Source organism: Mesorhizobium sp. M7A.F.Ca.ET.027.03.2.1, from assembly GCF_003999175.1.
Taxonomy (GTDB): Bacteria; Pseudomonadota; Alphaproteobacteria; order Rhizobiales; family Rhizobiaceae; genus Mesorhizobium.
Genome location: NZ_RZOM01001608.1, coordinates 1 through 849, shown reverse-complemented (window position 1 = coordinate 849; position 849 = coordinate 1). Strand labels below are relative to the sequence as shown.

Annotated in this window: 1 protein-coding gene; it reads right to left on the bottom strand. The window is 66.3% G+C overall.

Annotated features, from left to right (window positions below):
• Positions 1–849: NAD(P)-dependent oxidoreductase (locus EN750_RS36775; RefSeq protein ID WP_127399445.1), on the bottom strand; the 849-nt coding region annotated here is incomplete at both ends.

The window sequence follows — 849 nt, the reverse complement described above, 5'->3', positions numbered from 1 at the left end:
CTTCCGGATTGCGCAGATTGACCGGCAGCTTGTTGGCCAGCACCAGCAAGGCTTCGCCCGCCGCGCCGACGCCCATGCGCATCATCGATTCCTCGGTGATCCCGGCCATGTGCGGCGTGATGATGACATTGTCGAAGCCGAAATAGGGATGGTTCGACGGCAGCGGCTGTGTGGCAAAAACGTCGAGCGCGGCGCCGCCGATACGGCGTTTCTGCAACGCCTCGATCAGCGCATCGTCATCGATGACCGGTCCGCGCGACACGTTGATCAGCAGCGCATGCGGCTTCATGCGGGCGATCCGCTCACGGTTGATCAGGCCGCGCGTTTCCGGCGTCAGCGGGCAGCACAGAACGATGATGTCGCTCTGCTCGACGAGAGCGTCGATCGACAGGAAACCGACCTTGTCAGGCGCCGGCTGCATGCTGCGCGTCGTTGCCACCACCTTCAGATCGAAGCCATGCGCGGCGATATGGCCAACCGCCTGGCCGACGGCGCCGAGGCCGACGATGCCGATGGTCTTGCCGGCAAGCTCGCTGTTGGAATTGGCGTGCTCGCGGCCGGCGAGCCAGCCTTTGGTGCGCAGGTCGCGGTCGACGACGCGGAAGTTGCGCAGCAAAGCGAGCGCCGCGAACATGACGTGCTCGGCAACCGAGCGGGCATTGACCGCCGGCACATTCGCCACCAGCACGCCGGCGGCCGCCGCTGCTTCCATGGGGATCATGTCGAGCCCGGCGCCATGACGGATTGCCGCCCGCAGCAGCTTTGCGCCGTCGAAAAGCTGTGGTGGCAGCGGCGCGCGCACGATGACGATGTCGGCATCCTTCGCCTCGGCGGCCAGCGTGGCCGGAT